The 23,898-nt window shown below is 33.0% G+C and carries 21 protein-coding genes; 9 read left to right on the forward strand and 12 right to left on the reverse strand.

Annotated features, from left to right (window positions below; genetic code table 11):
• Window positions 1–2: 2 nt before the first annotated feature.
• Complete coding sequence (locus AB3G34_RS12685; protein WP_369752639.1) at window positions 3–1,418, forward strand: M16 family metallopeptidase; 1,416 nt, start codon at window positions 3–5, stop codon at window positions 1,416–1,418.
• A gap of 82 nt (window positions 1,419–1,500) precedes the next feature.
• Here the strand turns inward: AB3G34_RS12685 and AB3G34_RS12690 are convergent, their stop codons facing one another.
• From AB3G34_RS12690 to mutY, 7 genes are all read right to left on the reverse strand, one after another.
• Entirely contained in the window at window positions 1,501–2,367 is an 867-nt protein-coding gene (locus tag AB3G34_RS12690; protein ID WP_367755518.1) for a DMT family transporter, read from the reverse strand.
• A gap of 241 nt (window positions 2,368–2,608) precedes the next feature.
• Window positions 2,609–3,559 carry a hypothetical protein gene (locus AB3G34_RS12695; RefSeq protein ID WP_369752640.1) on the reverse strand — a complete coding sequence of 317 codons (951 nt, stop codon included), beginning with the start codon at window positions 3,557–3,559 and terminating at the stop codon, window positions 2,609–2,611.
• Between the two features lie 196 nt (window positions 3,560–3,755).
• On the reverse strand, window positions 3,756–4,382 hold the full coding sequence (locus AB3G34_RS12700) for a hypothetical protein (protein WP_369752641.1): 627 nt from the start codon (window positions 4,380–4,382) through the stop codon (window positions 3,756–3,758).
• 268 nt (window positions 4,383–4,650) lie between these two features.
• Window positions 4,651–5,241 carry a gliding motility lipoprotein GldD gene (gene gldD / locus AB3G34_RS12705; RefSeq protein ID WP_367772276.1) on the reverse strand — a complete coding sequence of 197 codons (591 nt, stop codon included), beginning with the start codon at window positions 5,239–5,241 and terminating at the stop codon, window positions 4,651–4,653.
• Window positions 5,234–6,532 (reverse strand): gliding motility-associated protein GldE, encoded by a 1,299-nt coding sequence (locus AB3G34_RS12710; RefSeq protein ID WP_367772277.1) that lies wholly within the window; start codon window positions 6,530–6,532, stop codon window positions 5,234–5,236. The genes gldD and AB3G34_RS12710 overlap by 8 nt, the downstream gene beginning before the upstream one ends.
• Window positions 6,533–6,555: 23 nt before the next feature.
• Window positions 6,556–6,996: a single-stranded DNA-binding protein gene (locus AB3G34_RS12715; RefSeq protein ID WP_367755526.1), complete on the reverse strand. Its 441-nt coding sequence runs from the start codon at window positions 6,994–6,996 to the stop codon at window positions 6,556–6,558.
• Window positions 6,997–7,047: 51 nt separating this feature from the next.
• Complete coding sequence (gene mutY / locus AB3G34_RS12720) at window positions 7,048–8,082, reverse strand: A/G-specific adenine glycosylase (RefSeq protein ID WP_367755528.1); 1,035 nt, start codon at window positions 8,080–8,082, stop codon at window positions 7,048–7,050.
• A gap of 134 nt (window positions 8,083–8,216) precedes the next feature.
• Here mutY and AB3G34_RS12725 point away from each other — a divergent pair, with 134 nt between their 5' ends.
• A complete protein-coding gene (locus AB3G34_RS12725; protein ID WP_016989051.1) occupies window positions 8,217–8,507 on the forward strand; it encodes an HU family DNA-binding protein in 291 nt (96 codons plus the stop codon).
• 367 nt (window positions 8,508–8,874) lie between these two features.
• The gene (locus AB3G34_RS12730; RefSeq protein WP_367755531.1) at window positions 8,875–10,419 is read left to right on the forward strand and encodes an Rne/Rng family ribonuclease; all 1,545 of its coding nucleotides are present in this window, start codon (window positions 8,875–8,877) and stop codon (window positions 10,417–10,419) included.
• Between the two features lie 317 nt (window positions 10,420–10,736).
• On the opposite strand, the gene AB3G34_RS12735 is transcribed toward AB3G34_RS12730, so the two are convergent.
• A complete protein-coding gene (locus AB3G34_RS12735) occupies window positions 10,737–11,903 on the reverse strand; it encodes an MFS transporter (protein WP_367772283.1) in 1,167 nt (388 codons plus the stop codon).
• Window positions 11,904–12,031: 128 nt separating this feature from the next.
• On the opposite strand from AB3G34_RS12735, the gene AB3G34_RS12740 reads away from it, so the two are divergent.
• Together AB3G34_RS12740 and AB3G34_RS12745 are read left to right on the forward strand one after the other, a co-directional pair.
• Window positions 12,032–12,865, forward strand: a complete 834-nt coding sequence (locus AB3G34_RS12740) for an AraC family transcriptional regulator (protein ID WP_369752642.1) — start codon at window positions 12,032–12,034, stop codon at window positions 12,863–12,865.
• 161 nt (window positions 12,866–13,026) lie between these two features.
• On the forward strand, window positions 13,027–14,067 hold the full coding sequence (locus tag AB3G34_RS12745) for an ion channel (protein ID WP_367772287.1): 1,041 nt from the start codon (window positions 13,027–13,029) through the stop codon (window positions 14,065–14,067).
• 49 nt (window positions 14,068–14,116) lie between these two features.
• Here the strand turns inward: AB3G34_RS12745 and AB3G34_RS12750 are convergent, their stop codons facing one another.
• On the reverse strand, window positions 14,117–14,560 hold the full coding sequence (locus AB3G34_RS12750; protein ID WP_367774071.1) for a nucleoside deaminase: 444 nt from the start codon (window positions 14,558–14,560) through the stop codon (window positions 14,117–14,119).
• Window positions 14,561–14,682: 122 nt separating this feature from the next.
• On the opposite strand from AB3G34_RS12750, the gene AB3G34_RS12755 reads away from it, so the two are divergent.
• Together AB3G34_RS12755 and AB3G34_RS12760 are read left to right on the forward strand one after the other, a co-directional pair.
• Entirely contained in the window at window positions 14,683–16,464 is a 1,782-nt protein-coding gene (locus AB3G34_RS12755; protein WP_369752643.1) for a 1-deoxy-D-xylulose-5-phosphate synthase, read from the forward strand.
• A gap of 35 nt (window positions 16,465–16,499) precedes the next feature.
• Window positions 16,500–17,462: a DUF3078 domain-containing protein gene (locus tag AB3G34_RS12760; protein ID WP_369752644.1), complete on the forward strand. Its 963-nt coding sequence runs from the start codon at window positions 16,500–16,502 to the stop codon at window positions 17,460–17,462.
• A 2-nt stretch (window positions 17,463–17,464) separates the two neighbouring features.
• On the opposite strand, the gene AB3G34_RS12765 is transcribed toward AB3G34_RS12760, so the two are convergent.
• The gene (locus tag AB3G34_RS12765) at window positions 17,465–18,811 is read right to left on the reverse strand and encodes a deoxyguanosinetriphosphate triphosphohydrolase (protein ID WP_369752645.1); all 1,347 of its coding nucleotides are present in this window, start codon (window positions 18,809–18,811) and stop codon (window positions 17,465–17,467) included.
• Window positions 18,812–19,045: 234 nt separating this feature from the next.
• Here AB3G34_RS12765 and AB3G34_RS12770 point away from each other — a divergent pair, with 234 nt between their 5' ends.
• On the forward strand, window positions 19,046–20,101 hold the full coding sequence (locus tag AB3G34_RS12770) for a flavin monoamine oxidase family protein (protein ID WP_369752646.1): 1,056 nt from the start codon (window positions 19,046–19,048) through the stop codon (window positions 20,099–20,101).
• Between the two features lie 212 nt (window positions 20,102–20,313).
• Here the strand turns inward: AB3G34_RS12770 and AB3G34_RS12775 are convergent, their stop codons facing one another.
• Complete coding sequence (locus AB3G34_RS12775) at window positions 20,314–20,775, reverse strand: Lrp/AsnC family transcriptional regulator (RefSeq protein ID WP_367755547.1); 462 nt, start codon at window positions 20,773–20,775, stop codon at window positions 20,314–20,316.
• Window positions 20,776–20,928: 153 nt separating this feature from the next.
• Between AB3G34_RS12775 and metE the strand changes: the two genes are divergently transcribed.
• A complete protein-coding gene (metE, locus tag AB3G34_RS12780) occupies window positions 20,929–23,253 on the forward strand; it encodes a 5-methyltetrahydropteroyltriglutamate--homocysteine S-methyltransferase (RefSeq protein WP_369752647.1) in 2,325 nt (774 codons plus the stop codon).
• Between the two features lie 46 nt (window positions 23,254–23,299).
• Here metE and AB3G34_RS12785 read toward each other — a convergent pair whose 3' ends face one another.
• Window positions 23,300–23,800 (reverse strand): RDD family protein, encoded by a 501-nt coding sequence (locus tag AB3G34_RS12785; RefSeq protein ID WP_367772295.1) that lies wholly within the window; start codon window positions 23,798–23,800, stop codon window positions 23,300–23,302.
• Window positions 23,801–23,898: the final 98 nt, after the last annotated feature.

The following is a 23,898-nucleotide window of genomic DNA, read 5'->3' on the forward strand; positions in this document are numbered from 1 at the left end:
TCATGAAAAAAATAAGAATTACACTCATCCTTTTGTTTATAACAGGAATTATGCAAGCACAAGATCGCCCACAACCCAAAGCCGGAAAAGCTCCAGTGGTAAACATAAAAAAACCACAAACTTTCTTTTTGGCAAATGGACTTAAAGTCATGGTAGTCGAAAACCACAAATTACCAAAAGTTACTTTTAATCTTACGATAGACAATCCCCCATTTGCCGAAGGCGATAAAAAAGGGGTAGATGAACTTTGCAGTTATTTAATAGGAAGCGGAAGTACTAAAATAACCAAAGATGACTTTAATGAAGAAGTAGACTTTCTTGGTGCCAATATTAGTTTTAACTCCCATGGCGCATACGCGAGTTCTCTTTCTAAATATTCGGGGCGCATTTTAGAACTACTTTCTTATGGCGCTTTGTACCCTGATTTCACTCAAGAAGAATTTGATAACGAAAAAGCCAAACTTCTTGAAAATCTTAAATCCCAAGAAAAAAGCGTTCCTGCTATTGCCAATAGAGTCATTGACGCCTTAGCATTTGGAGAAAAACATCCATCTGGAGAATACATTACTGAGGAAACTATAAACAATGTGACTCTTGCAGATGTTGAAGCTAACTACACAAACTATTTTGCTCCTGAGAACGGTTATTTAGTAATCATCGGCGATGTCAAATTCAAAGAAATAAAACCAATTGTCGAAAAGCTTTTTGGAACTTGGAAAAAAAGGAATACTCCTAAATTAACTTATACTGCACCACAAAACGCACCTTTTACTCAAATAAATTTTGTAGACGTCCCTAGTGCTTCACAATCTGAAATTTCATTAGTCAACACCATAAATTTAAAAATGGGAGACAAAGATTTTTTCCCCGCAGTAATTGCTACCTATATATTAGGAGGAGGCTTCAATAGTTACTTAAATATGAACTTACGAGAAGAACACGGCTGGACGTATGGCGCTAATGCTATTATAGGTGCCGGTAAATATGTGTCCAAATTAAGATCAGCATCATCCATTAAAACTAGCGTTACAGATAGCGCAGTCGTTGAATTTATAAAAGAAATCAAAAGAATCCGAACCGAAAAAGTGTCCGTACAAACACTTAACGAAGTCAAAGCGGGCTATATTGGTCGTTTTGTAATGCAGGTCGAAAAACCACAGGCCGTTGCACGATATGCATTAAACATTGAAACGGAAGAACTACCAAAAGATTTTTACGAAAACTACATCAAAACAATAAATGCGGTAACCCCAGAAGATGTACTACAAGCTGCTAACAAGTATTTTTTAATTGACAATACTCGAATCATTATTGCTGGTAAAGGAGCCGAAGTAATCCCTGGCTTAGAAAAACTCAATATCCCTATATCCTATTTTGATAATTATGGAAACTCCATAGAGAAACCGAATTACAAATAAAAAAATAGTGCTCTTTTTAAAACACAAAGGCGGTCTAGAAAGACGGCCTTTGTTGTTTATATCATATTCAAAAGAGCAGCTACTACTTTTTCGCCGATAAATACACTCCTATTAAAATAATGAATGCACCAAAAAACTGTACAGGTGTCAACATTTCATTATCTAATAACCCCCAAAAGAAAGCCACAACTGGAATCAAATAAGTCACTGAAGTTGCAAAAACGGGTGATGAAATTTGGATTAATTTAAAAAATAAAATATTAGCAATCCCAGTTCCTACTACACCCAAGATCATAATGAAATAAACCGAATGCTGTACTTTTTCAACTGCTAGCACATCATAAAATCCTGTAAAATACAGAATTGTTAATGCGGGAAATATTAGAAATAAAAAATTTCCCGTTGTTATACTAAGCGGAGCTAAATCAGACAGAAATCGTTTGATTAGATTTACGTTGACAGCATAGCAAAGTGAAGCAATAACAACCAAAATAGCATAATAATAATTTTGATCCGGATGGTTCATTGCTCCGTTAAAAACGAGAAGTAAACTCCCAACCAATCCAATAAAAACACCCCAGACCTGTCTTCTTTGAAAATTAACACCAAACACTAAAGCACCCAAAATCAACGTATTTAAAGGAGTTAATGAGTTTAGAATCGAACTTACTGAACTATCAATTTCTGTTTGCGCTAATGCAAAAAGAAAAGCAGGAACAAAAGTCCCAAATACCGAGGTTAGAGCAATATATTTCCATTTCTCTTTAGGGATCTTTGACAAACTTTTAAAACCAATCAACAACAAAAAAATGGCAGCAAATATAATTCGTAATGAACCCACTTGAATCGCGGACAACCCTATTAATCCTTTTTTAATTAGAATAAAAGAACTCCCCCAAACCAAAGAAAGCACCAATAAATAACCCCATTTTAATTGTTTTGATTCCATATCTGTAATTTTACCCCAAAATTGTAACAATTTTATGAATACACTGCCATTTTTTAATTTATTTTAGAAATAAATTACAACTCCCATCAAATAAGTACAATACGATATAACAACTAATTGCTGTCAGAAAAATTGAAACAATTATATATCAAAAAAAAAAAAACTTTCCAAAATGCGACCTAGAATTTCACTCAAATAAAAAGCGCCTCAATTGAGACGCTTTTTATTCATGATACTCTATTTATAACTTAATTTCCTTCGCAATTTTTATCATTTTTTGATATACCGAATTCAAACCAAAAGTACCTTGAAATCCATAATCTCTAATTTTTTTAATAGTTCCATCTTTAAATCTAACCTCCAACACTACTGTTGAAAAATCAACACCATTAATTTCATAGTCATCAGCTAAATCCTTCACTCGAATATACTCTAACAAATCGCTTAACTCTTCAAATTTATTTCTTGTTATATTCTTTGTCGCTTTTCCATTATATAAATCACCATAATATCCAAATGCCAAAAAAGGATCTTGAATAATTTCATACTTAGCAACACCTAAATTATTGACCTCTAACTGGAAAAGGTTTTGAAACAGAAATACAACTGATTCAATTTCATAGTTTGTTTGTTTTTCTGAATGCTTTTCAATAAAAGAATCAAATTTATAAGTTAACGTATCCTCAAAATAAGTCGAAGTATCCATTTTGACATGATCTGCATCTCTTTTAAAATCATGCAATAACAACTCATTTTTTCCATCAATTTTTATAGGTTTTACTAATTTACAACCATATTGAATATTGTCTGAGAGTTCATTAAGCTGAAAACTATTTTTCTCTTTTGCTATTATGGCATATTGAGAGTAAGTGCTGTACCAGTAAGCCGTAAATAACAAATCTGTTTTACCATCATTATTTAGATCTACTTTCTCCCAGTTATTAATTTGCCATTCTTTAGTCAAGGGACACTTACCTAAATCGTTATAAATAGAATCTGTTTGTTTTATTTCTAAATTACCAAAATTCTTACCTGCAAATTTTGAATCTATAGATTTCACAAAAACAACAACATCAGCTGTATTTACTAACAAATCTATTCTATTGATTATTATTTTTATATTGTCATTATTTTTGGCCGAACAATTAATTGAACATAAGCCACAAAATAAATAAATCACTACTTTTTTCAAATTTTTAATTTATTAATTAAGGGGATTATTGATAACCCCACCATTTCTCTTTTTATCGCATCTGTTTTCTTTTGTTCTTTGAGAATAAAGAGTAACACCGCTTAAACTTACTAATAAATAGAATAGATTTGTTAGTAAATACAGCTGATTTATTGATTCCACAGCTTTGTTTAAAAATAAACTTATCCACAAACTGCTAATAATAAACCTCATCCCATTTTTTATGTTTTAAAACCCATTTATCTTTAAATCTTTCCATAACCATAAGATACGTTTCTGGTGAGGCATGAAACCATGCCGCTGAAACAATGGTATAAGTAAATAAAAGATATTTCTTATTTTTATAATAAATAGGATTTGAAATATTAATGATGTACCGTTTGTCATCTCTATCGTATAAAAGACGCGTAGCTTTATATCGTACTGAGTCTCCTTTTTGAAAATTAATATTTTGAAATTTAAAATCTCTAGCTTTCCAGCAATCACTAGTAACCCATTCGTTTTCATCATTCAAAGCATATTGCTTTTTCATCGTTAAAAACGCATTCTCATCATATAATGAGCCTTGTAATTTACTGTTTTTATTTTCAGATTGAGCTATAGAATCTCTCTTATATCCACTATACATTTCTAATATTTTATTTGGATTTATTTTTTCTTTTATCAATATAATTTCCTTGTTTTCATCAGTTATTATAGTTGCTAAAAAATCATTTATAACCTCCGTTTTTTCCTTTTTATCGCATCTGTTTTCTTTTGCTCTTTGAGAATAAAGAGTAACACAACTTAAACTTACTATTAAATAAAATAGTGCTTTTTTCATATACTGTCACTTATTAATTATATGGCTTACCTACTGGACTTTGTACATTTGGAGTTCCTGCGCCTACAGTTCTACCCGATAGTTCGCTTGAATTTTGATTAATAAATCCACATAGAGGTTGCTTTCAAAAATAAATTTTTCAATCTTTAAAATCAATACCCTAATTTAGTGATTTTCATAATAGTTTAAGCAAACCCAATATAGTGATTCCCTTCCATTATAAGAACAAAAAAAAAGCTTCTCAATTGAGAAGCTTTTATATGAAAATTTATTTCCATTTTAAGGTTTCCAGCAGTCTTTGCATGTCATTTTTCACATAACTAGCTGCAGGCATAATGGAATCAAAATTAGGTTTTGCGTAGAAATAGATAGAACCCGTTACAAAATGCTTAATACTGTCAGTAGCATAAAACTGAGAATTCGTAGCCGCATTACCATCTACTTGATAAAACATTCCAAACACTTTTTTTTGCGGGTTCAAATAGGGTTGCTCTAATATATCATCGGCTTTTATAACATGCTCATAAGTTAGTTTTTGAGCATCCCTCAATAACTTATTAATATTGTTATTTACAGGCTTATAAGTCAGATAAATAGTTGCTTTCATTTTTGGATAGGTAATCGTAAAACCACAATCCTTTTCTCCTTTTATAACAGCTTCTGAATTCATTTCAAAAGTAAACGGGCACTTATTTTCAAAACCCACATATTTAGCCACTGGATAATCCAAACGCAAATAGCTTGATGGTTTAGGAATAACATCATCTTTACAACTTGAAAAAAGAAGTACCCCTGAAAATAAAATTAAAAACACTACTGCTGTTTTAAACTTTATAGGTGCTGTTTTAAAATTAAGCATCAATTGTAACTTTTATTTGTTTTATACGTTTCTTATCTACAGTTTCAATAGTAAACAAACAGTTTCCATATGAAATTTTTTGTCCTTTATTTGGGAAGTTCCCAGAGATTTCGAGGATAAATCCAGCCAACGTTTCGGCTTCCCCTTTTTTAATTTCAAATAGATCTTCATCAACATCTATAATTCGGTAGAAATCTTTAAGATTTATCTTCCCTTCAAAAATATAATTTTTATCATCTAACTGAGAAAAATTAACCCCTTCGTCATCAAACTCATCACTAATATCACCAACAATTTCCTCTATTACATCTTCCAAAGAAACCAAACCAGAAGTCCCTCCATATTCATCAACAACTATAGCCAAATGGCTTTTCATATTTTGAAAATCTTTCAACAAATTGTCTAATTTTTTATTTTCTGGTACAAAAAACGGCTCTCTAATTAATGTAGCCCAATCAAAATCAGTAGTATTTAAGTGTGGTAATAAATCTTTTACAAAAAGTACCCCTTCAATTTGATCTACATTATCTCTATAAACAGGAATTCTAGAATACCCTTTTTCAATAATTTTAGCATATATTTCACTAAAGGTTTCAGTTATTTCCAAAGCAAAAATATCAATCCTAGGACTCATTACCTGCTTTGTATCTGTATTTCCAAAAGAAACAATTCCTTCAAGAATTTTTTGTTCCTCAGATGAAGTTTCGTCAGATGAAGTAAGCTCTAATGCTTGTGATAATTGATCCACAGAAAAACTAGTTTTTTGCTTTCCTAATTTATTATGTAAATACACCGTGGCCTGACGCATTGGAATACTTAATGGCGAAAGTAACTTGTCAAGTATTACTATTGGATAAGCAACACCTTTAGCAAATTTAATATTATTTCTACTTGCATATACTTTGGGCAAGACCTCTCCAAATAGTAATAATAAAAAGGTCACAACTATTACTTCTAATATAAATTTTAAAATAGGAGAACTGATTGCCGCAAATAAGTCATTCCCAATAAATGAAAATAAAATTACTACTCCAATATTAATAAAGTTATTAGCGACAAGAAGTGTAGCCAGTAATTTTTTTGGCCTTCCTAAAAGGTCAGACAAAATTCTCCCTTTGGAGGCATTTCCCTGTATTGCTTCATCAATATCTTTTTGAGATAAGGAAAACAAGGCAACTTCGGCTCCAGAAACTAATGCAGAGCAAAAAAGCAATACAAATATTCCGGCAAAACCAAACACTAGATCAGTATCTAATGTATAGGCAAAATTTAAACTGGGCTCTGGGTCCAAATTAAAAAAGATTAGTTAAACAATTAAAACGGCAAATCATTGATTGGTAAGCCGTTATTCTGTGGGTCAAAGTTAGTGTTTTTTGTCGATTCTTGAATGGGAATTTGCTTGTTGTTTTCTCCATCCTTTTTTGTGGATAAAAAAGTGAACTCTGTAACCTGTATTTCAGTAGTGAATTTTGTTACACCTTCCTCCGTTTGCCATTGACGTGATTTAATTCGACCTTCTACGTAAATTTTATCTCCTTTCGAAAGATATTTTTCGCAAAGCTCAGCAGCTTTATTACGCACTACCAAATTATGCCACTCTGTAGAAGTTATTTTTTCATTAGTCGTTTTATTTATATAGACTTCATTTGTTGCCAATTGAAACCGTCCAATACAATTTCCTCCATCAAAATAGTGCATTTTCACTTCATCACCAAGATGCCCAATAAGCATCACCTTATTTAACGTTCCGTTCATTTTATTTATTATGGTATTTCTATCAAAGATACATTTTTTACAAACCAAATATTATTCCTTTTCAATAAAATTATGAATCACTATTGGAAAAGGGAACGTCTTTAAAGCAACATTGTCAACCCCATTTTCAATCACCCCTTTTACTTTAATTTTCCAGAACTTAATATATAGGTGTTGATGTGATAATTTATGAATTATACTTTCAGCATTACACTCCATTATACTGACAACCTCATTATTCTTAAAAAAATCATTTTTCACCTGCATGGCTACATATTCAAAATCTTCCACCTTATCCGTTTCAATAACTGGAAATTCATATAGATTTTGCCAAATCCCTTTTGAAGTTCTCTTTTGGATTAGCGTATCCTCACGCTCATCAGAAACCACTAAATAATTAAAATAACGATTTCTAACTTTTAGTTTCTTAGACTTAACAGGCAATTGGTCTACTTTGTTTTTTTGTAAGGCTGCACAACTTTCGTTAAAAACACAAATGCTGCAATTAGGACTTTTAGGCACACATTGTAAAGCACCAAACTCCATAATTGCCTGATTAAAGGTTGCCGGATTATCTTTAGGCATTAATTCAAAAGCCAAAGCGGCAAACTCTTTTTTGGCGGAAGCCAAAGCGATATCCGTTTCAATATCAAAATAACGAGATAATACTCGAAACACATTTCCATCTACAACAGGAACCGTTTCATTATAGGAAAAAGAAGCTATGGCCGCTGCAGTATATTCGCCAACTCCTTTCAACTTCAATAACTCATTATAAGTATCAGGAAAAATTCCTGATAAATCATTAGCTACATATTGCGCAGTTTTATGTAAATTGCGAGCACGGGAATAATACCCTAAACCTTGCCATAGTTTCAAAACCTGTTCTTCATCGGCTTTAGCCAAATCAAATACAGTAGGAAATGCTGTAGTAAAAGACAGAAAATAAGGCATTCCTTGCGCTACTCGAGTCTGTTGCAACATGATTTCAGAAAGCCAAATAAAGTAAGGATTGGTGGTATTTCTCCAAGGTAAATCACGTTTATTTTGTAAATACCATTGAATTAGCAAGTTAGAAAAAATCATTATTAAATATTTGTTTGCAAAAGTAAAAGTTTATATGATTAAAATTTAACGAATTAGCTTGATTTATTGTTTTTTAAATTCCTATATTTGCACACTCAAAAAAATTATTACAATATAATAAATAAGGAAAGAAAATGACGAAAGCAGATATCGTAGCAAAAATTTCAGAAAAATTAGGTCTTGAAAAAGGTGATGTTCAAGCAACAGTAGAGACTTTTATGAATGAAGTTAAAAATTCATTAGAAACTGGAGACAATGTTTATTTAAGAGGTTTTGGAAGTTTCATTGTGAAAACAAGAGCTGAGAAAACTGGTAGAAATATTTCTAAAAATACCACAATAAAAATTCCTGCACATAACATTCCTGCATTCAAACCTGCAAAAGTTTTTGTAGAAGGAGTAAAAATAAATAACGAAGCAAAATAATATTAATTAATCATAAAATCAACACAATATGCCAAGTGGTAAAAAAAGAAAGAGACATAAGGTAGCAACTCACAAACGTAAAAAAAGAGCGAGAGCTAACCGTCACAAAAAGAAAAAGTAGTTTATAACTACTTTTTTCTTTTTAAACGTTCATTGAAATCGAAAATTAGTATTCAGTCGTCAGTTTTTAGTATTCAGTTTACTGATCACTTATTACTGCAAACTGCCAGCTAGTTTTCTCCGGGTTCAATACCTGTTAAAATTATTGTTTAATCCATCCTTACAATTCAGTTATGAATTATGAGCTAAGAGTTTTTTAAACTTAAAACTTTAAATTAAAACTAAAAGTTTGGATAAAAATTTACAAATGAATAAAGAATTGATCATTAGATCTAGTTCTGATTTCGTAGATTTTGCCTTATTAAAAGATGGAAAACTAATTGAATTACACAAGGAAGAAGAAAAAAGCAATTTTCAAGTTGGAGATATTTTTATCGCCAAAATTAGAAAACCCGTTGCTGGACTTAATGCCGCTTTTGTAAATGTAGGCTTCGAAAAAGATGCTTTTTTACATTATCATGACTTAGGACCCAATTTATCTTCCCAACTGAAATTCATAAAACTTGTAAGCGCAGGTAAATTAAAAGATTTCTCCCTAAAAAACTTTCAGTTTGACAAAGAGATTGATAAAGATGGCACCATTACTGATGTAATCAATGCCAATCAATCTATTCTTGTACAAGTCGTAAAAGAACCAATATCAACCAAAGGACCGAGAATTAGCGCTGAGCTTTCTCTTGCCGGACGTTTTATTGTTCTAGTTCCTTTTTCTGATCGTGTCTCTATTTCTCAAAAAATAGAAGACAAAAAAGAAAAAGACAGACTAAAAAAACTTGTACATTCCGTTAAACCAAAAGGTTTTGGTGTTATTGTTCGCACAGTAGCAGAAGGCAAAAATACAGCCGAATTAGAAAAAGATTTGCAGAACCTGCTAAGCAGATGGGATGCAATGTGTAAAAAATTACCAACCGCTCATCATCCTTCCAAAATATTAGGAGAACTCAATAGAGCTTCTTCGATATTAAGAGATGTTTTTAATGATACCTTTAGTGGTATTCAAATTGATGATGAAGAGTTGTACAACCAAACTAAGGATTATTTGCAAGAAATTGCACCTTCAAAACAATCAATTGTTAAGTTTTATCAATCAAACGATACACCTATTTTTGAGAAATACAATATAGAGAGACAAATCAAGACTTCATTCGGGAAAACAGTATCCATGAGTAAAGGGGCTTATCTTATTATTGAACATACTGAAGCTTTGCACGTTATTGACGTAAACAGCGGAAACCGTTCTAATAAAGCTACCAACCAAGAAGACACTGCCATGGAAGTCAACATGATAGCTGCTGCTGAAATCGCTAGACAATTGCGTCTACGTGATATGGGTGGTATTATTGTAATTGATTTTATCGATATGTCTAATCCTGAAAATCGTAAAGTTTTGTTCGACTTCTTGAGAGAAGAAATGAGCGATGACAAAGCGAAACATAAAATCTTACCTCCTAGTAAATTTGGATTAGTCCAAATTACAAGACAAAGAGTAAGACCAGAAGTAAACATAAAAACTAGAGAAGAAGATCCAAACGATGTTAAAGGCGAAATTGAAGCGCCAATTTTAATTATCGACCGAATCAATTCTGATTTAGAAAGAGTTTTAAAAACCCACAAAGATGTTGTACTTAATGTACATCCATTTGTGGCAGCATACCTTACCAAAGGTTTTCCATCATTACGTTCAAAATGGTTTTTTGAACATAAGAAGTGGGTGAAAATCATACCTCGTGACGCTTACACGTATTTAGAATATCATTTCTTTGACAAAAAAGGAAATGCTATAAAAGACTAAACAAAAAACCGCCTTTCGTGAGATTGGCGGTTTTTTTGTGCGTCATTGCGAGATTATTCGAAACAATCTGTAATTTATAATTTATTTGTTTTTAAGAGCTACTTCCAGCTATACGCTGCAATCTTTTTATTTTTAAAGAAAAAATAAAAAGGATTTCCACTGCTATCTGGGCTAAAGTAATTTCATTATCAATACAATTACCTTCTCTCCAGAACGAACAAAAAACAAATTGCAATTCAGTTGAAGATCTTAAAAACAAGAAAACTGTTCCTATAAACTAGAGTTATCTACTTATAAATCAATAGTCACTAACAAATTTAGTTGTTTTGCCATTTTAATATTCGGCGCTTTCTCTGAAGAAAAATTGTTGTAAAAAACACCCCTGATAATGCCATCACAACTCCAACTAAATTAGGAGTTGCGTAGCTTAAGCCAGCGACTAGAGGCAAACCACCAAGAAAGGCACCTAATGCATTACCCACATTAAATGCGGCTTGAATTGCAGCCGAAGCAATCATCTCTGAGCCAACAGCCGTTTTAATCATCAGCATTTGAATAGGAGCTCCTATAGAGAATGAAATACATCCAGTAGTAAATACTAACAACAAACTCACATATTGGTTTGAAGAGAATAAATAGACTAAGATTAAATCAACCGACAGAAATAGAAGAATCGATATAATTGTAATTTCAGGAGAAAATTGATCGGTCAACTTCCCTCCTATTAAATTTCCTATAACCATCCCAAGCCCAGCTAAAACCAATATATATGAAACATCTGAAGCAGAGAATTGTGACACTTCTGTGAGCAACGGAGCGATATAGCTAATCCAACAAAATAATCCTCCAGTTCCGATGGCTGTAATTAAAATAACCAACCAAGCTTCTGGTCTCTTAAAAAATTGCAATTGACTCTTAACTGTTTGTTTTGCTCTAGCTTCTAAATTTGGCATCCAAAAGTAAAGAGCAACAAATGTGATCATACCAATAAAAGCAATTATTATAAAAGTATAACGCCAAGCAAAATGATGTCCTATATAAGTTCCAATAGGCACCCCAGCAAGATTGGCAATCGTTAAACCAGAAAACATAATTGATATAGCTTGCGCTTCTTTCCCTTTATCGGCAAGACGAGTAGCAACCACGGCACCAACACCAAAAAAAGCTCCATGTGGCAATCCAGAAAGCAAACGTGAAATAAACAGCAAACTATAAGATGGTGCAATTATAGATAATGAATTAAAAAAAGCAAGCATTGCTGCTAATATCAGCAATATCTTCTTTGGCGGCTCATTTCTCGCTATTATTACAATTAAGGGCGCACCAATAACAACACCTAAGGCATAAGCCGAAATTAAATATCCAGCAACTGGAATGGATATTTTTAAATCAGAGGCGATATCAGGCAATAGTCCCATCATTACAAACTCTGTTATTCCTATTGTTAGCCCACCCAACAAAAGAGAAAAAAGACTTTTTTTCATGTAAAAAAAAATTAATTATTTGAATATGCAGCTTTTTTTAAAATAAGCTGCTATTAGATTTTGCAAATTTATTTATTAAGCAATGGAATAAATTGTAGATTTACACTATAAACTTGTAGTTATCCGTTATGAAAAAGTTAAATCAATTTGAGTCATTAGTTATTGATGAATTTGAAGAAGAAAAGTTTCACCTCCCAACGCATAGTCACACCTATTACGAAATCATCTACATCTTAAAAGGAAACGGAATTCATCATTTAAACAAAAATCTATTACCCTATAGAGCTGGAGATTTATTTGTGATTTCACCTGATGATGAACATTATTTTGACATTAAAAAAAGTACTCGATTTGTCTTTATAAAATTCACCGACACTTATTTTAACTCAAACAAAAAACTTTCTTGTGACGAGTTTCTTTTAAACACACCAGAGAATTTCATGCGAGACCAATCTCTAAAAGAAAATGTTTTGAGATTCGATGAAACTTGCAAAATAATACTAAAAAATACAATCGAAAACATCACTAAGTACAATTGCAAAACAAACATTTCAAGTTCACCAATCATTTTCTATCAAATACTTTCTATTTTTGGGCTAATCAAGGAAACTATGCGCAGCATGAATATGCAAATCACAGGAAACGCTATTGATAACGATCAAATCATTTCCTATATTCATCAAAATATTTACAATCCAAAACTAGTTCAAATCAAAACAATTGCCAATCATTTCAATATATCCCATACGTATTTTGGTACTTATTTTAAACGCAATTTTTCTCTAACTTATAGAGACTATATCAATAACCTAAAAATACAACTAATTGAAAAAAGAATAATTCATAAACAACTATCAATCAAACAAATTGCATATGAATTTGGTTTTACTGATGAAAGTCATCTCTCAAATTATTATAGAAAACAAAGAAATAGGAAACCCAGTGAGATTAAAAAGGATTAAATCATAAATCAAAGTCAATTTAATTAGAGTCTTTATTTTCACCTTCTAAGAACGACACTATATTAACTGTTTATTCCCTATATTAGTTGCCTAACTATAGCTAAACTACTAGACAAGACCAACATTAATGTTGAATTTTTGATAAGATTAAAATAAATACTATGAACTATTTTGTTTTTTTTCTAGGAATCATTCTCCTTTTGGTAACTACTTCCGATTTAATAAATACATCATTATCCGTTCGTGGAGCCGGTTTTATTTCAAAAAGGTTATCCAAATCTATTTGGAGTCTATTATTGGTCATTAATAAAAAAACAGGACGCAAAAAGGTTTTAGAACTTGGAGGAGCTTTTATTTTAGTTTCGATTCTGATTAACTGGCTTTTTCTTATATGGATATCGGCTAGCTTGTTGTTCATTAGTGATCCTAATTCAATTATGAATGTTGAAACAAATTCGAAAACGACAATTATTAATAAGATTTATTATACTGGCTATACACTATCTACTTTAGGTTTAGGTGACATGGAATCCTCAGGTGAATTTTGGGACATACTTACTGCCATACTTTCTTTTACAGGTTTGATTTTGATTTCTATAGCGATTACCTATTTAATTCCAGTGGTTTCAGCTGAAATAATGAAAAGAAAAATAAGTGTTTATATCAATACACTTGGTGGATCGGCAGAAGAAATTCTATTGAATTATTGGAATGGAAAAGATTTTAAAGAGCTGGAACAACCTTTTATAAGCCTCATAGATTCTATCATTTTACACGCCCAAAATCATAAAGCCTATTCTGTCTTGCACTTTTTTCATTCCTCAGACAGAAAAGAAGCCTTTGTTCTCAATCTTACGAACCTTGACGAGATGCTTACTATATTACTTTATAATATTCCAGTAGACCAACGACCTTCAAAAAACATTCTTATTAGATTGAGGAAAGCCATTTCTAGCTATCTCGTTACTCTTCCAGCCACTTTTATAGTACCTGGTAAAGAAATCCCACCCATACTAAAACTTACAGCCCTTGAGAATAAAGGAATAAAAATTATATCCGGTGAAAAGGTAGATTTAGAATATGAAAAACTAAAAACCAGACGTCAATTATTACTGTCACTTATTAAAGATGATGGCTGGGAGTGGGCTGATCTAAAAACCAGCGGCTATAATCATGCAATAAATACGGGAGAAACTTACTAAATACTTGTCTAACCTTTAATCAAATTATCGCTTTTGGGTTTTTAAAAAATCACTTCCTTTTTCCAGCAAAAAACCGCTTCATCAATTCGGCAGCTTCATCTGCTAGAACACTATGAACAACAGTTGTTTTTGGGTGTAGTTGCGTTCCCATTTTTTGAAAACCGCGCTGCAAATCACTGGCTCCAAAAACAATTTTAGAAATCTGGCTCCAATACAAAGCTCCGGCACACATCTGGCAAGGCTCCAGCGTAACATAAAGCGTGCAATCTTTCAAATATTTTCCCCCAAGATAATTAGCCGCTGCCGTTATGGTTTGCATTTCAGCATGTGCCGTCACATCGTTCAATAATTCTGTCAAATTATGAGACCGGGCTATAATTGTATTATTAATCACAATAATGGCACCAACAGGAATTTCTCCTTTTTCAAAAGCTATTTCGGCCTCATTCAAAGCCTTTTTCATAAAATATTCGTCGGTGAAAATGTTTTCCATAATAATAGCTACAAATTCACAAATTTTAAATTCTTTGTGAATCATCCTTATGTTTGTTAATCTTTATCTAACAACTTTTTTATCGAATGTAAAAATACAATTTCAAATCGTACATTTGCTTTATGTCAGCTAATTTACTTTCAAAGATAAATACCCCAACCGATTTACGCCAACTTGACGAAGCGCAACTTCCTCAGGTAGCTAAAGAATTACGTAATTTTATCATTGATATTGTATCCGTAAAAGAAGGTCATCTAGGGGCTAGTTTGGGCGTGATTGAACTTACGATTGCCTTGCATTATGTATTAAATACTCCAGAGGATTTATTGATTTGGGATGTAGGTCATCAAGCGTACGGACATAAAATATTGACTGGTAGAAGAGAAACTTTTCATACCAATAGGCAATTAGGCGGTATATCTGGCTTCCCTAAAAGAAGTGAAAGCATCTATGATGCCTTTGGCGTAGGTCACTCCTCTACTTCTATTTCGGCCGCATTAGGAATGGCAATTGCTTCAAATTTAAACGGAGACTTTGAAAAACAACACATAGCAGTCATTGGGGACGCCTCCATCGCCTCCGGAATGGCTTTTGAAGGATTAAATCATGCTGGCGTTACCGATGCTAATTTATTGGTAATTCTTAATGATAATGCTATTGGCATCGACCCTAGTGTAGGTGCTTTAAAAAACTATCTAACTGCTGTAAAAGAAGGAAAGAATCCAAGACAAAACAACATGATTAAGTCCCTGAATTTTGACTATTCAGGACCTATTGATGGTCATGATATTTTTGCAGTTATCAAAGAACTAAAACGATTACAAAAAATAAAAGGCCCAAAATTCCTTCATGTGATAACTACAAAAGGAAAAGGGCTAAAACAAGCTGAGGAAGATCAGGTAAAATACCATGCTCCTGGAAAATTTGATGCCAAATCGGGAGAAATTCATTTAAAGTCGGAAGAAAATCTTGCTCCAAAATACCAAGATGTTTTTGGTTTAACCGTATTAGATTTAGCCAGAAAAAATAAAAAAATTATAGGTATCACACCAGCTATGCCCTCAGGAAGTTCCCTAAAATTTATGATGGAAGCACTTCCTGAACGTGCTTTTGATGTTGGAATTGCAGAGCAACATGCAGTAACACTTTCAGCAGGAATGGCTACTCAAGGCATGATCGTTTTTTGTAATATATACTCGACCTTTTTACAGCGCGCTTACGACCAAGTGATTCATGATGTCGCAATACAAAACTTACCTGTTATATTTTGTTTGGATCGTGCTGGTTTAGTTGGCGAAGATGGCGCAACGCATCATGGTGTTTTTGATATTTCGTATTTACGCTGTATTCCAAATATGATTATTTATGCCCCTTTAAATGAAATTGCCCTTCAAAACATTTTATACACTGCCCAGTTAGGTCTAAAAAACCCTATCGCTATTCGCTATCCTAGAGGCCGTGGCGTAACACCTGATTGGCAATCCAAACATCTAGGAAATTATGAAGAAATCGAAATTGGAAAAGCAACTTGTTTAAAAAAGGGAAGCGAAGTAGCCGTACTTTCTAATGGAACCATCGGGAAAAATGTCATCGAGGCTTTGGATAATTTAAATAATCCAGAAACAATCTCCCATTTTGACTTTCCTTTCGTTAAACCTTTGGACGAAAAGGAACTACACACTATATTTAAAAAATATAAATCAATCATAACGATAGAAGATGGATCAATTACCGGAGGATTTGGATCAGCAGTTTTAGAATTTGCATCTCAAAACGAATATACTATTAAAATAAATACATTAGGAATCCCTGATCTATTTATTGAGCAAGGAAGTGTATTAGAACAACAACAAATTTGCAAAATTGACGTTAAAAGTTTGGAATTAATTTTTTCAACTAAATGAAAATAATTATTTTGCGCCCTTTAACAAATCGACCCATGACCAAACTTCTTTCTTTCGCTTGTCTTCTATTTTTGTTCTCTATTAACACTTTTTCACAAAAAATTATAACCACTATACTTCCCGTTCCCAAAGTTAAAGACACAACAACACATTGGGTTAAAAAAAACAAAATAGGTTTTGACATATCAGAGATTGCCTTTGTCAATTGGAACGCCGGGGGAACTAGTTCTATTTCCGGTTTATTGAAAACCAAATTTAACCGAATATATACCAAGGACAATTACAATTGGTCAAACGAACTCATTATGCGTTACGGTTTGAATAAACAAGATGGTGTCGAGCTTCGCAAAACGGATGATGTCTTCCAGTTTAATTCTGCTTTTGGATATAGAAATGACACTATTTCAAACTGGTATCATACCGCCAAATTTAATTTTAATACTCAGTTTACGGATGGTTACTCCTACCCAAACAAAGAGATTTCCGTTTCGAAACCTTTTGCTCCAGCTTATATATTCTTAGGTTTAGGAGCTGAATATGCCAATAAAAAGAAAGACAGAATGCTTTATCTATCTCCTTTTACTTCCAAAATGACTTTTGTTATGGATCAAAGATTAGCCAATCAAGGATCTTTTGGGGTTGAAAAAGCAATTTATGACATTAACGGAAATCTAATTAGACAAGGAGAAAAATCAAAAATTGAGCTTGGTTTTTTATTGACTGGATATTACAAACAAGAAATTGTTAAAAATATCACCCTTGAAAACCGCTTAAGTTTATATTCTGATTATATCCATCACTTTGGGAATATCGATGTTGATTATGACCTATCGCTGGATTTAGTCGTAAACGAACATGTGAGAACCAACATAGGGGTTCATCTTATTTACGACGACGATATTAAAGCTAAAGAAGATGTTGGTGGCGTACAAGTCACTGTTGGTCCTAAACTTCAATTAAAACAAGTATTAGGAGTTGGGATTGTTTATCTTTTCTAATACTAAATTCCTTTTTTTCCGTTAATGGTATTGAATAATTCTAATGCATTTCCGTCTGTTAATAAGGAAATATAATGACAGATATGCAAGAGTCTTTCGTACAGATTTTCTTTTTCTAAATGATGCTTTTCAGGTAACATCTTTAAAATAAGCTCATCATAATTAGACGCCTTCCCATTAAATTTATTATCATATGCAGTAATGAATTTATCTAGTAATGTTTGAATAATTTGGTAGCCTACAATTTCCTTTTCAATCACTTCGCGACTTTGATAAATATTATTCACACTGATTTTGATGATATCATCCATTTGTGCTTTGTATTTACTTTTATCGGTCAAAGCATGCGGGAATTTTCCATTTAAAATTGCTTCTTCATTATCTACAAATACTTTTACAGCATCATTGATTAAACTACCAATAGCTAAGGCTCGTAAATAACTGATTCGGTCTTCCTTTGTTTCTAATGTTTTGTATTTTGAAGTATCAATACTGTCTTTTACCAATTTGATTAAATATTCCAAGGCAAAATCCTCAGAGACTAATCCCAAATTAATTCCATCTTCAAAATCAATAATCGTATAACAAATATCATCCGCGGCCTCTACTAAATAAGCCAGTGGATGTCTTTCAAATCCAATATCACTGCCCGACTTATTAGGAATCATGCCCATGTCTTTAGCCACATGTTCAAAAAACTTTTTATCCGTTTGGAAGAATCCGTATTTTTTATCAGCAATATTTTTGGTTGGTTTTTTAGGCAAACTTTCCTTTGGATATTTCATAAAAGCACCAAGTGTCGCAAACGAAATACGAAGTCCACCTTCAATTCCTGGACGGCTTGCTGTAAGTACCGAAAAACCATTGGCATTCCCTTCAAAATCAATTAAATCCTGCCATTCTTTGTTAGACAATTGGTCTTTGTATTGTTTACCCTTTCCAATTGAAAAATACTCTCCAATTGCTTTCTCTCCAGAATGACCAAAAGGAGGATTCCCTATATCGTGAGCCAATGAAGCTGCTGCTACAATAGCGCCAAAATCATTCATATGGTAGCCATGAACTTCTTTTAAATGTGGGTATTTATCAATTATTTTTTTACCTACTAATCGACCTAAAGAACGTCCCACAACTGAAACTTCTAAACTATGCGTCAATCGAGTGTGTACAAAGTCGGTTTTAGAAAGGGGAATCACTTGTGTTTTATCTTGTAAACTTCTAAAAGCGGCAGAGAAAATAATACGGTCGTAATCTACTTCAAAACCCAATCGGGTGTCATCTTGTTCAATACGTAATCTTTTGCTTGTGTCGCCTTGTCGTTTTAATGATAAAAGTTGTTCCCAGTTCATACTGTTTTTGTCGAATTTGAATATTTGGATAATTATTCAAAGATAGAGAAATACCAATAACTAAAAATAGGTTTATCTTGATTTATAAAAGAGACCAAAGAAAACCTTGCCTTAAATGGAGTCATCATTTAAAAATGATTAAAAACAACAATAAGATTATTTAATAAATTGATACTCTAAAAGTCAATTTTAAACAAACAGATTGTATTTTTACAACCAATAACTACTAGAGCAATGTCCAAAAAAATAATCATATTGGGAGCAGGATTAAGCGGATTACTAACTGCTTATCGCTTACAAAACAAAGGTTTTGAAATCGAAATTATCGAAGCCAGAGAACGCGTAGGCGGACGAATTCACACCATAAATACAGATAGCGCTCAGGTCGAAATGGGCGCGACCTGGTTTAATGCTATTCATGTTAACTTTAGAAATCTTTTAAGCGAACTAGAATTGGATTATTTTGAACAATTTATGCAAGGCACTTCCTATTTCGAACCCTTTTCAGCAGCTGCAGTACAAGAAATCCAGATTCCAGAAAACAGCCCAAGTTATCGTGTTTCGGGTGGCACAAGCCAACTTATTGACACCTTAAAAAACAAACTAACAACTGTTCCTATTCACTTAAACGAAACCGTTTCTAGTCTTGACTTTGAAAATGAAAAGATTCAAATTAAAACTCAAAATCAATCTTTCGAGGCTGATTATGTGATTTCGACTTTGCCACCAGCTTTGTTTACAAATGACATTATCGTTACTCCTGCTCTTCCACAAAAACTAACTGATATCGCAAATAAAACCCATACTTGGATGCAAGATTCTATTAAAGTTGCTTTTGTCTATGCAGTACCGTTTTGGCGCAATAAGAATTATTCGGGTACTTTATTTAGCAATGTGGGTCCAATAACCGAGTTCTACGATCAATCAAATGTTTCCTTAGATAAATTTGCCCTTTGCGGTTTTATTAGTTCTGGTATGGAAATGTATTCTAAAACAGATCGTTTAGAAAAATTAAAAACACAATTGGTTAAGGTTTTTGGTAAGGACGCACTAGATTTTATGTCTTATCACGAAACAATTTGGGCCAAAGAAAAACAAACCAAAAGCGCAAAACAAATTGGTTTTATGTATCCACATCAAAACAATGGACATCCTTTATTTAGAGAATCTTACTGTGAAAATCGTTTGTTTTTTGCAGGGACAGAAACAGCAAATCAATTTCCTGGTTATATGGAAGGGGCTGTAATTGCTGCCGAAAATGCGGTTAATGCTATTTTAAAATTAAAATAAAGTCTTTTAATTAATGGATTTGGTTTTCACCAAATTGATACTTCCAATGGAAATTTACTTAAAAACTACCAATTGTAATCGCTAGCCCCGATTGTAGCGACATCCTCTAGTGTAAGCGAAAGCAGACACTAGAGATATAGCGAAAAGCGGGACCAATGTTGCTAAAGCCAATAAACCGTCTGCTCCAAAAACGACAAAAAACGTTGTTGCTATTAAAAATTCAAGGCTGTACTATGCTTAATTTCCCCCATTACAAAAATAGTTTGGGTATTTCCAATATTGTCAATAGTGGACAATTTATTCATTACAAAGTCCTGATAACTTGCCATATCCTTCACTAATATTTTCAGCATAAAATCATAATCTCCAGCAATATTGTACGATTCTATGATTTCAGGAAGTGCAACAATATCTTTAACAAAATTGCTACCTACATTTCGAGCGTGCTCTTTTAACCGTACGTTGCAAAAAACAATCATACCCAAATTCATTTTTTGTTTATCCAATAAAGCGACATATTTCATAATATATCCTTCCCTTTCCAATCTTTTTATACGCTCGTAAACTGGTGTTGCGGTTAAGAACAACTTACTCGCTAGGTCTTTTATGTTGATATTAGAGTCTTCTTGAAGGTGTTTTAGAATTTGTATGTCGGTTGCATCTAGATTTTCCATAGTGTTTTTTACTGCTAATGTTATTTATTTAAATCCTAAACAAAATTAAATACTGTATTTTTAAAAATACACAGTTCATATTACTTAGTTAAAACGTAAAATTAAGTATTTAATACTAAGCTTATACCTTTGTTCAGAAATAAATACTAAAAAATGAAAACAAACAATTTAGGTTATCCAAGAATAGGCAGCAACAGAGAATTAAAAAAAGCAAGTGAATTATACTGGTCTGGTAAAATCACAGCCGAAGAACTTATTTCTACAGGAAAAAACATCCGAAAAGAAAACTGGGCACTTCAATTTAATGCTGGAATTGATTTAATTCCGTCAAATGACTTCTCTTTTTACGATCAAGTACTTGATTTATCTTTAACGCTTGGCGTTATTCCCGAGCAGTATAAAGCTTTCGCAAAAGAGAATTCGGTGCTCGATTTATATTTTGCTATGGCAAGAGGCGCTCAAAAAGAAGGTCAAGATGTTGTAGCCATGGAAATGACCAAATGGTTTGATACTAATTACCATTATATTGTACCTGAATTTTCTAAAAATCAAGAATTCGAATTGTTTTCAGAAAAAATTATTGACGAATACAAAGAGGCAAAAGCAGCAGGATTTCAAACTAAACCTGTAATTATAGGACCCGTTTCTTATTTACTTCTTGGAAAAGAAAAGCAAGAAGGTTTTCATAGAATTGACCTCATCAATAAACTACTTCCTGTTTATTTTGACATTTTACAAAAATTACAAGAGGAAAAAGTAGAATATGTTCAGTTTGACGAACCTTTTTTGGCTTTAAATCTAACGGATATTGAAAGAGCCGCATTAGTGTATGTATATACTAAAATCAATGAAAAATTCCCAAACATCAAAATCATTCTTGCCAACTATTTTGATTGCTTCGGAGAAAATTTAGCAACTGCTTTATCCCTTCCAGTTCATACTTTCCACTTGGATTTAGTGCGTTGTTCATTGCAACTAGACGATATTCTAGAATCTAATTTATTAGCAAAAACAACTTCGCTTTCACTAGGAGTTATTGACGGTAGAAACATTTGGAAAAATGATTTCAAAAAATCGTTAGCACTAATCCAGAAAGCTAAGGATGCTCTTGGAACTGACCGTATTTTTATTGCTCCATCTTGCTCTTTAATTCATTCGCCATGTGACCTAGATTTAGAAACCAATGACGAAACGCTCACTCCAGAAATTAAACAATGGCTGGCTTTCGCCAAACAAAAAGTGGACGAGGTTGTTGTTCTAAGAAATTTAGCTTCGAACGAAATTACGGAGAACGATCAAGCTGTTTTTGAAGAAAATACATTGGCAAATAACAACAGAAAAAAAGCAACAATCATTCACAATGAGGCTGTAAAAAACAGAGTTGCTAGTATTGTCGAAGAAGATTCGAGAAGAAAAAGCCCTTTTTCGGTGAGAAGACAACAACAAATTGACGCTTTACAATTACCGTTGTTCCCAACCACCACTATTGGTTCATTCCCACAAACTCCTGAAGTACGTAGCTGGAGAGCCAAATTTAAAAAAGGAGACTTATCCCAATTGGAATATGACGACCTTCTTCGAAAAGAAACCGAAGAAACCATCCGTTTTCAAGAAGAGTCTGGCATTGATGTTTTAGTACATGGTGAATTTGAGCGTAATGATATGGTGGAATATTTTGGAGAACAACTCGATGGATTTGCTTTTACAAAAAACGGTTGGGTTCAAAGCTACGGAAGTCGTTGTGTAAAACCACCCGTTATTTATGGTGATGTATCTCGTCCAAAACCTATGACAGTCAAATGGGCCGAGTTTGCACAATCCTTAACACCTAAATGGGTTAAAGGAATGCTTACAGGACCCGTAACTATCTTGCAATGGTCATTTGTACGTAATGACCAACCAAGATCAGAAACCTGTACGCAAATTGCCTTAGCGATTCGTGATGAAGTGGTAGATCTAGAAAATGCTGGAATCAAAATCATACAAATTGATGAACCAGCCATTAGAGAAGGATTGCCATTGCGCAAAGAAGAATGGGCGGCATACCTGGATTGGGCCGTAAAAGCTTTTAGAATTTCGGCAAGTGGTGTAAAAGATGACACTCAAATTCACACACATATGTGTTATAGTGAGTTCAATGATATCATTCAGAATATAGCCGATATGGATGCGGATGTGATTACAATAGAATGTTCCCGTTCCCAAATGGAATTACTAGACGCCTTTGCTTATTTCAAATACCCAAACGAGATTGGACCTGGCGTATATGACATTCATTCACCACGCGTTCCATCGAGTCAAGAAATGGTTCATTTATTAGAAAAAGCAGCTGCCGTGATACCTATTGATCAATTGTGGGTCAACCCCGACTGTGGTTTAAAAACACGCCATTGGGATGAAACCAAAAAAGCATTGATCGAAATGGTTGCCGCAGCTAAAAAAATGCGAATTGCCGTTACCAATACCGCCACTATTTAATTGAAAGCAAAAACCCTAGTGTCTCATACGCACTAGGGTTTTTTGATTATTCGGCTCTACCAAATTCTTCTGGATGATTAAAGTACTGTATGCTTTTCGCTAATTTCCTTTTCTTAACTACATAAGTCCCTGAAAAGCGATCATGCCATCCCCAAGAAACGGATCCTAAGTAGGACAAGCCCTCAAAAGGGATAAAACGACAAATAGTTCGAATAAAAATCATATCGATTGTAGGCTTTAAACCATCACTTTTAACCACGATAGTTCTGGTAACTAATTTAGCTAGTGTTCTTGAGAAATAAACCTCGGTTAAAAAATAATAAAGAAACAGTATTAACAAGCCATAGGATAAAATTGCGGCCCAACTTAGGGTTTCAACCCAATCAGAGACCGTAAATTTATTAGCAACATCGGCTATCAAAATAATGGATGTCCCTACGCTTAAAATAATAATATAAATGAAAAGTAAGTCAAGTAGTAGATTCAAGAAACGCTGCCCTTGACTAGCAAGCAAATGATCTGTAATTGTAAATGTTTTATTTTTCATAATTGCTTTTTTTAAGAATTTAAAAAAGAATTTTAATAAACCATAACCTACTCAAATATAGTGAATTATTCTTAAAATATTAATCAGAATATTCACGA

This window comes from Flavobacterium sp. WC2409 (assembly GCF_041200085.1).
Taxonomy (GTDB): domain Bacteria; phylum Bacteroidota; class Bacteroidia; order Flavobacteriales; family Flavobacteriaceae; genus Flavobacterium.

Bases quoted from the DNA above. Each gene is read 5' to 3' on its own strand.
- AB3G34_RS12785 (WP_367772295.1), bottom strand. From the start codon at position 23,800: ATGAAAAATAAAACATTTACAATTACAGATCATTTGCTTGCTAGTCAA.
- AB3G34_RS12775 (WP_367755547.1), bottom strand. From the start codon at position 20,775: ATGGAAAATCTAGATGCAACCGACATACAAATTCTAAAACACCTTCAA.
- AB3G34_RS12750 (WP_367774071.1), bottom strand. From the start codon at position 14,560: ATGGAAAACATTTTCACCGACGAATATTTTATGAAAAAGGCTTTGAAT.
- AB3G34_RS12690 (WP_367755518.1), bottom strand. From the start codon at position 2,367: ATGGAATCAAAACAATTAAAATGGGGTTATTTATTGGTGCTTTCTTTG.
- AB3G34_RS12730 (WP_367755531.1), top strand. From the start codon at position 8,875: ATGAATAAAGAATTGATCATTAGATCTAGTTCTGATTTCGTAGATTTT.
- AB3G34_RS12755 (WP_369752643.1), top strand. From the start codon at position 14,683: ATGTCAGCTAATTTACTTTCAAAGATAAATACCCCAACCGATTTACGC.
- AB3G34_RS12765 (WP_369752645.1), bottom strand. From the start codon at position 18,811: ATGAACTGGGAACAACTTTTATCATTAAAACGACAAGGCGACACAAGC.
- AB3G34_RS12745 (WP_367772287.1), top strand. From the start codon at position 13,027: ATGAACTATTTTGTTTTTTTTCTAGGAATCATTCTCCTTTTGGTAACT.
- AB3G34_RS12725 (WP_016989051.1), top strand. From the start codon at position 8,217: ATGACGAAAGCAGATATCGTAGCAAAAATTTCAGAAAAATTAGGTCTT.
- AB3G34_RS12770 (WP_369752646.1), top strand. From the start codon at position 19,046: ATGTCCAAAAAAATAATCATATTGGGAGCAGGATTAAGCGGATTACTA.
- AB3G34_RS12685 (WP_369752639.1), top strand. From the start codon at position 3: ATGAAAAAAATAAGAATTACACTCATCCTTTTGTTTATAACAGGAATT.
- AB3G34_RS12700 (WP_369752641.1), bottom strand. From the start codon at position 4,382: ATGAAAAAAGCACTATTTTATTTAATAGTAAGTTTAAGTTGTGTTACT.
- AB3G34_RS12715 (WP_367755526.1), bottom strand. From the start codon at position 6,996: ATGAACGGAACGTTAAATAAGGTGATGCTTATTGGGCATCTTGGTGAT.
- gldD (WP_367772276.1), bottom strand. From the start codon at position 5,241: ATGCTTAATTTTAAAACAGCACCTATAAAGTTTAAAACAGCAGTAGTG.
- AB3G34_RS12740 (WP_369752642.1), top strand. From the start codon at position 12,032: ATGAAAAAGTTAAATCAATTTGAGTCATTAGTTATTGATGAATTTGAA.
- AB3G34_RS12760 (WP_369752644.1), top strand. From the start codon at position 16,500: ATGACCAAACTTCTTTCTTTCGCTTGTCTTCTATTTTTGTTCTCTATT.
- metE (WP_369752647.1), top strand. From the start codon at position 20,929: ATGAAAACAAACAATTTAGGTTATCCAAGAATAGGCAGCAACAGAGAA.
- mutY (WP_367755528.1), bottom strand. From the start codon at position 8,082: ATGATTTTTTCTAACTTGCTAATTCAATGGTATTTACAAAATAAACGT.
- AB3G34_RS12735 (WP_367772283.1), bottom strand. From the start codon at position 11,903: ATGAAAAAAAGTCTTTTTTCTCTTTTGTTGGGTGGGCTAACAATAGGA.